General features: G+C 45.6%; 12 protein-coding genes and 1 CRISPR repeat array. Of the genes, 8 read left to right on the top strand and 4 right to left on the bottom strand.

What is annotated here, in order from left to right; translation table 11 throughout:
- The first annotated feature begins 6 nt into the window (after nucleotides 1-6).
- Nucleotides 7-117, top strand: a complete 111-nt coding sequence (locus AC1YY3_RS12810; protein ID WP_482194517.1) for a hypothetical protein — start codon at nucleotides 7-9, stop codon at nucleotides 115-117.
- A gap of 14 nt (nucleotides 118-131) precedes the next feature.
- On the opposite strand, the gene AC1YY3_RS12805 is transcribed toward AC1YY3_RS12810, so the two are convergent.
- Nucleotides 132-380, bottom strand: a complete 249-nt coding sequence (locus AC1YY3_RS12805) for a LysR family transcriptional regulator (RefSeq protein WP_482194578.1) — start codon at nucleotides 378-380, stop codon at nucleotides 132-134.
- A gap of 156 nt (nucleotides 381-536) precedes the next feature.
- Between AC1YY3_RS12805 and AC1YY3_RS12800 the strand changes: the two genes are divergently transcribed.
- The 4 genes from AC1YY3_RS12800 to AC1YY3_RS12785 all read left to right on the top strand — a co-directional run bounded on the left by AC1YY3_RS12800 (nucleotide 537) and on the right by AC1YY3_RS12785 (nucleotide 1,780).
- Complete coding sequence (locus AC1YY3_RS12800; RefSeq protein ID WP_482194577.1) at nucleotides 537-677, top strand: hypothetical protein; 141 nt, start codon at nucleotides 537-539, stop codon at nucleotides 675-677.
- A gap of 22 nt (nucleotides 678-699) precedes the next feature.
- Nucleotides 700-981, top strand: a complete 282-nt coding sequence (locus AC1YY3_RS12795) for a carboxymuconolactone decarboxylase family protein (RefSeq protein ID WP_482194576.1) — start codon at nucleotides 700-702, stop codon at nucleotides 979-981.
- 124 nt (nucleotides 982-1,105) lie between these two features.
- A complete protein-coding gene (locus tag AC1YY3_RS12790) occupies nucleotides 1,106-1,237 on the top strand; it encodes a type II toxin-antitoxin system Phd/YefM family antitoxin (protein ID WP_482194575.1) in 132 nt (43 codons plus the stop codon).
- A gap of 123 nt (nucleotides 1,238-1,360) precedes the next feature.
- Nucleotides 1,361-1,780, top strand: coding sequence for a PIN domain-containing protein (locus tag AC1YY3_RS12785; protein WP_482194574.1), 420 nt, complete (start codon nucleotides 1,361-1,363; stop codon nucleotides 1,778-1,780).
- A gap of 339 nt (nucleotides 1,781-2,119) precedes the next feature.
- Here AC1YY3_RS12785 and AC1YY3_RS12780 read toward each other — a convergent pair whose 3' ends face one another.
- Nucleotides 2,120-2,323: a hypothetical protein gene (locus AC1YY3_RS12780; RefSeq protein ID WP_482194573.1), complete on the bottom strand. Its 204-nt coding sequence runs from the start codon at nucleotides 2,321-2,323 to the stop codon at nucleotides 2,120-2,122.
- 172 nt (nucleotides 2,324-2,495) lie between these two features.
- Nucleotides 2,496-2,942 carry a hypothetical protein gene (locus AC1YY3_RS12775; RefSeq protein ID WP_482194572.1) on the bottom strand — a complete coding sequence of 149 codons (447 nt, stop codon included), beginning with the start codon at nucleotides 2,940-2,942 and terminating at the stop codon, nucleotides 2,496-2,498.
- Between the two features lie 61 nt (nucleotides 2,943-3,003).
- Between AC1YY3_RS12775 and AC1YY3_RS12770 the strand changes: the two genes are divergently transcribed.
- The 3 genes from AC1YY3_RS12770 to AC1YY3_RS12760 all read left to right on the top strand — a co-directional run bounded on the left by AC1YY3_RS12770 (nucleotide 3,004) and on the right by AC1YY3_RS12760 (nucleotide 4,043).
- Complete coding sequence (locus AC1YY3_RS12770; RefSeq protein ID WP_482194571.1) at nucleotides 3,004-3,318, top strand: tyrosine-type recombinase/integrase; 315 nt, start codon at nucleotides 3,004-3,006, stop codon at nucleotides 3,316-3,318.
- A 148-nt stretch (nucleotides 3,319-3,466) separates the two neighbouring features.
- Nucleotides 3,467-3,661 carry a type II toxin-antitoxin system VapB family antitoxin gene (locus tag AC1YY3_RS12765; RefSeq protein ID WP_482194570.1) on the top strand — a complete coding sequence of 65 codons (195 nt, stop codon included), beginning with the start codon at nucleotides 3,467-3,469 and terminating at the stop codon, nucleotides 3,659-3,661.
- Nucleotides 3,654-4,043 carry a type II toxin-antitoxin system VapC family toxin gene (locus tag AC1YY3_RS12760; RefSeq protein ID WP_482194569.1) on the top strand — a complete coding sequence of 130 codons (390 nt, stop codon included), beginning with the start codon at nucleotides 3,654-3,656 and terminating at the stop codon, nucleotides 4,041-4,043. The genes AC1YY3_RS12765 and AC1YY3_RS12760 overlap by 8 nt, the downstream gene beginning before the upstream one ends.
- An 89-nt stretch (nucleotides 4,044-4,132) precedes the next feature.
- Nucleotides 4,133-4,641: direct repeats of the CRISPR family, unit length 28 nt; unit sequence CTTCTAAGCTGCCTGTGCGGCAGTGAAC.
- Between the two features lie 20 nt (nucleotides 4,642-4,661).
- Here AC1YY3_RS12760 and AC1YY3_RS12755 read toward each other — a convergent pair.
- Nucleotides 4,662-4,763 (bottom strand): hypothetical protein, encoded by a 102-nt coding sequence (locus AC1YY3_RS12755; RefSeq protein ID WP_481824469.1) that lies wholly within the window; start codon nucleotides 4,761-4,763, stop codon nucleotides 4,662-4,664.
- Between the last annotated feature and the right edge of the window lie 15 nt (nucleotides 4,764-4,778).

Here is a 4,778-nt window from a genome sequence, read left to right as displayed (position 1 = left end):
ACCAAGCTGAGTGTTATTGATTATTTGGCCTTTTACAATGGCAAACGATCTCATTCAAAATTAGGTTATCAATCCCCGTTGCAATATGAACGGGATTTTTATAGGAAAGCTGTCTGAAAAAGTGTCCGGTTTTACTTGACCATTACATTAATACCAGCAACGGCTTCGTCGGTTTCGTGGATAATCCGGCGGCAATCGTCTAGGTAACGGCTTCCGGCATCCGTCACCCGTACGTAACGCGTCGTCCTGTTGAGCAGTTTCACACCCAGGCGGTCTTCCAGTGCCGATATAGCCCGCGTTACGGCTGGCGGTGACATCCCAAGCCGCCTTGCACCTGCGGCGAAGTTTTCTTCCTCGGCAACCGCTACATACACAGTCATTAAATGAAACCTGTCCACACTTTATTCCACTTGACGGAATAATATATTGTGCTTGGCGATTATTCTCTTTGCAAGTGGAATATGGGAAAGTATAACCGTCCCCACCGCAATCGTGCGATACGGACTAAACCATTACCCTAAGCTTGGAGAACACTCATGAACAGAATCACCCTGCCTACCCCAGAGCAAACCCCTGCCGCCACTTTGCCATTGCTGGATGCGGTTAAAAAGCAACTTGGCGTTGTGCCCAATCTGATGAAACTGGTCGGCAATAGCCCAAGGCTACTTAAGCCTTAACGGTGCGTTAAACAAAGGCACCTTGGATGCCAAAACCCGTGAACGCATTGCCTTGGCCATTGCCGAATTCAATGGTTGCAGTTATTGCCTGTCTGCCCACACTTATCTTGGTAAAAACGTCGCCAAGCTGGATGATGCTGAAATTGCGGCGAATAGAAACGGCAATTCATCTGACACTAACGCAGCAGCTGCCGTGCATTTTGCCGCCCGTGTGGCGATTGAACGCGGCCATGTTTCGGATGCCGACCTCAATATAGCCTTCGAATTGACTGATAAATATTTTTACTCGAGCGTCAGCTATTGAGTGGGCTAAGAAACCTGTCAAGAAACGATTTTGTCGCCAAGAAAATAATCTCAATTTCATTTAAATGGTCAATGTAATGTATGGTATCGTTACAGCTAGATTAACTAGCTAGATGGCATGCCTTATGAAAAGCGACCAATGGTCAGTACAAGATGCCAAAAACAAATTCAGTGCCGTTATAGACGCAGCTCAGCACGGGAAGGCTCAGCTGGTTACCCGTCGTGGCATACCGGCAGCGGTTGTTATCTATAACTGAGTTCGAAAAGCTAAAGCAATTAGAATCCTTGCAGTTGCCTTCATTTGTCGACCATCTTCTTAACATGCCTGCCGATGATGGCGAATTTGAGCGAATGACTGTCCAACTGAGGGATCTTGACTGATGCCTTTCCTGCTGGATACAGACATCCTGTCTGCATTACGCCGCAAGAAACGAGAACCGCATCTGGAACAATGGTTGAAGGGTAACCGTACTGCTGATTTTTACTTGAGTGTCGTGACTATCGGTGAGGTTGAACGGGGCATCACTCGGCAAAAACAAGTTGACCCTGAGTTTGCACAAGTTTTGGAACATTGGTTAGAAGATGTCTTAGCAGGTTATGGGCAGCGGATAATGCCTATGACTATAGCGATTGCTAAGCGTTGGGGTCGATTGAGTGGCGAACTTGGCCATGACGGCGCAGATCTATTGATTGCAGCCACAGCGTTGGAACACAACCTTGTGGTCGTGACACGTAACGTACGACATTTCGAACCCACTCAAGCAAATCTCATTGATCCGTTTTTGGCTAGTTCTGTGTGATCTTCATAACGACCCTGCATGATATTATAAATATTACTTTATAATTAATAAGATATATTTATTCTCCATAACTGACATTGGCTCATATCAACCACTTTGGGAAGTTCGGTCAAGACCCGTCATTCAGCATTTCAAATAGCTGGCCTACGTATCTCAAAGAACAGACGTTCGTACAAATACATTCAATAAGGTTCAGCAGTCTGAAGAGTTCATAATATATTGTCGTTAGAATTGAATAAAAATCTAAGTCGTCATAATATGTCGCAATCCCTCCGTACAATGACAATAAGTGTGATTGCCTTTGGAGTTATATGCCGCCCCCCATCCTTAAACTTCCTTTTAACACAGCTTGGCAATCCCCATTTCCAGCAAATCATCTTCCCAGCGGACGAAGTGTAACGGGATTTTGAACCTGTCATGGTTGCCTTCAAGCAAAGCCAAAAACGTCCGCTGAATTTTACGCCGCACTTTGGGGAAGCGGGGTTTAAGCTTAAAGCCAAAGACACTGCTATTGATGATATTTGTTGTCTCTCTTCCAGTCATTACTTCTAGACTTCCTTGGTGTTTGTAGTTTTGTTGTCAGATCACTTGCACTTAATCGGCTTAAACGGAAAATGCAAGCTAACAGTCAAATGGGTTCTGTTTTTTACAAGAAAGCAGACGATATGAATGATAATAATGGATATTTGCGACAACTCTTGACGTATCGTTACTATTATTTTGGAGCCTTTTGTTGAATATTTGTAATTGAACATCCGGCACATGAACGTCTGCTAACAGAAAACCAATCTTTGCCTTCCGAAAGGCGAGTTAGGGTCGGTCTTGCCAATTCCGCTTCGAGTAGAATTTGATATTGCCTAGCGTCGGGTATCGAGAACATTTGAACAGGCAACCAAGTCAAACATACTCTCTCAACCAAAATGGAGTATGTGCCATGAATACAGAACTTGCGCTCGACCCTCGATTCAATCCCCAAGCCGAAATAAAAAATGATAAGCCTGCCGCCGGCAAAGAACCTTGGAACAAAGGCAAGCTGATGGGACAGAAGCCGCCTCTGAAACTCAAGGAAGTCTGGGAAATCCGCATCCGGCTGCGATTTGGTAAAACTAAAAGTCCGGGACGTCGCCCACGGCGACCAAGTGTCGAAACGGGCGATGGTCATGCAACAAAAAACCCATCAGCCGGTACAATTCTAAATCACGGAACAAACGCGCACGTCAGTCATGGACTGGATCAAGCAAGCCAAGCTCAAGGGCGAGGATTTCCTGTTCCCAAGCCGAATCCACGGCTCGCCGCATATCACCACCCGTCAGTATGCCAGGATAGTGGAGAAATGGGTCGCCAGCATCGGGTTAAACCCTGCCGATTATGGCACCCATTCCTTTCGTAGGACAAAAGCGTCACTAATCTACCGAAGGACAAAGAACTTAAGGGCAGTGCAACTTCTGTTGGGGCATACCAAGCTCGAAAGCACAGTGCGTTATCTCGGAATTGAAGTCGATGATGCCCTGGAAATGGCGGAACAGACGGAAGTTTAATTGCTTTCGCACCGTAAATGGTCGCTGGTTAGCGGCCATTTACACTATATGAAAACTGTTGACATGGTGTAGCAGGAAGATGTTTTATTGCAGGGTTGATTTAATGCACAAATAAGCGCATCATTTGATGATAACTTAGGAGATAAACATGAGGACTACAATTGTATTAGATGACGAGTTGCTTGCAAAAGCCCAAGCTTTAACAAGCCTTCAGGAGAAATCAGGCCTTGTAAAAGAAGCCTTGAAAGCCCTAATAGAACGTGAAAGCGCAAAAAGGCTGGCGAGTTTGGGTGGCACCGAACCGCAAATAGAGCCCATTCCGCGCAGACAAACACTTGTCTAGCATAATGATCTTGGTCGATACGTCAGTCTGGGTCGATCATCTACGTGCCAATGAACCACTGTTGGCCAGTTTACTGACCCAAAACAGGGTATTGGGTCATCCCTTTGTCAGGGGTGAGCTTGCACTAGGAAATTTACGGCAACGCGAAACTATTTTGTCAGCATTGGATAACTTGTCCCAAGCTCCACTGGTTTTTAACGACGAGGTTAACTATTTCATCGAAAAGAACGCACTGTTTGGTTTAGGTATAGGACTGGTTGATGCGCATTTGCTGGCTTCAACTCAGTTAATGGGAAACATCCGACTATGGACTCGGGACAAGCGTTTGCAAATGGCCGCTGTAAGGCTTAATTTGTCGGCGGCTGTAGAAAAATTAAATTAGCAAAAGATGGACGAGAAAATCATAAACCCAGCAAAAAAACGTACCAAAAACACATATAGCACTAATCGACCAGGGATTGTGAATGGTATCTTCTAAGCTGCCTGTGCGGCAGTGAACGCAAACGGCCATCTTCTAAATTAATCTTCGACCTTCTAAGCTGCCTGTGCGGCAGTGAACGATGGTATTCGATATGTGCCTGTTATCCTGCCCTTCTAAGCTGCCTGTGCGGCAGTGAACTTAACAAGCTTGTCGATTATTGTATTCAACGCCTTCTAAGCTGCCTGTGCGGCAGTGAACGGAGGGGTCTTATCTGAGCAATTTAATGTACCGCTTCTAAGCTGCCTGTGCGGCAGTGAACTGGTAAGCGGGGGCTGGTAAATTTCGGACTATCTTCTAAGCTGCCTGTGCGGCAGTGAACTTCTGACCGATCAGCAACGTCCGCAGGTCATTCTTCTAAGCTGCCTGTGCGGCAGTGAACTTTTAGAAAACCATTCGACAGTGTTCTCATTACTTCTAAGCTGCCTGTGCGGCAGTGAACAACTCCATAGCTCATAGCGTACGCACTTCACTCTTCTAAGCTGCCTGTGCTGTAATGGTCAAGTAAAACCGGACACTTTTTCAGACAGCTTTCCTATAAAAATCCCGTTCATATTGCAACGGGGATTGATAACCTAATTTTGAATGAGATCGTTTGCCATTGTAAAAGGCCAAATAATCAATAACACTCAGCTTGGC

It is taken from the genome of Methyloglobulus sp., assembly GCF_964779595.1.
The sequence above is the reverse complement of the archived record's forward strand: the minus strand, read 5'-3'. Positions and strand labels throughout refer to the sequence as shown.

Coding starts and splice junctions, on each gene's coding strand:
- AC1YY3_RS12805 (WP_482194578.1), bottom strand. CDS start 380: ATGACTGTGTATGTAGCGGTTGCCGAGGAAGAAAACTTCGCCGCAGGT.
- AC1YY3_RS12800 (WP_482194577.1), top strand. CDS start 537: ATGAACAGAATCACCCTGCCTACCCCAGAGCAAACCCCTGCCGCCACT.
- AC1YY3_RS12790 (WP_482194575.1), top strand. CDS start 1,106: ATGAAAAGCGACCAATGGTCAGTACAAGATGCCAAAAACAAATTCAGT.
- AC1YY3_RS12785 (WP_482194574.1), top strand. CDS start 1,361: ATGCCTTTCCTGCTGGATACAGACATCCTGTCTGCATTACGCCGCAAG.
- AC1YY3_RS12780 (WP_482194573.1), bottom strand. CDS start 2,323: ATGACTGGAAGAGAGACAACAAATATCATCAATAGCAGTGTCTTTGGC.
- AC1YY3_RS12775 (WP_482194572.1), bottom strand. CDS start 2,942: ATGACCATCGCCCGTTTCGACACTTGGTCGCCGTGGGCGACGTCCCGG.
- AC1YY3_RS12770 (WP_482194571.1), top strand. CDS start 3,004: ATGGACTGGATCAAGCAAGCCAAGCTCAAGGGCGAGGATTTCCTGTTC.
- AC1YY3_RS12765 (WP_482194570.1), top strand. CDS start 3,467: ATGAGGACTACAATTGTATTAGATGACGAGTTGCTTGCAAAAGCCCAA.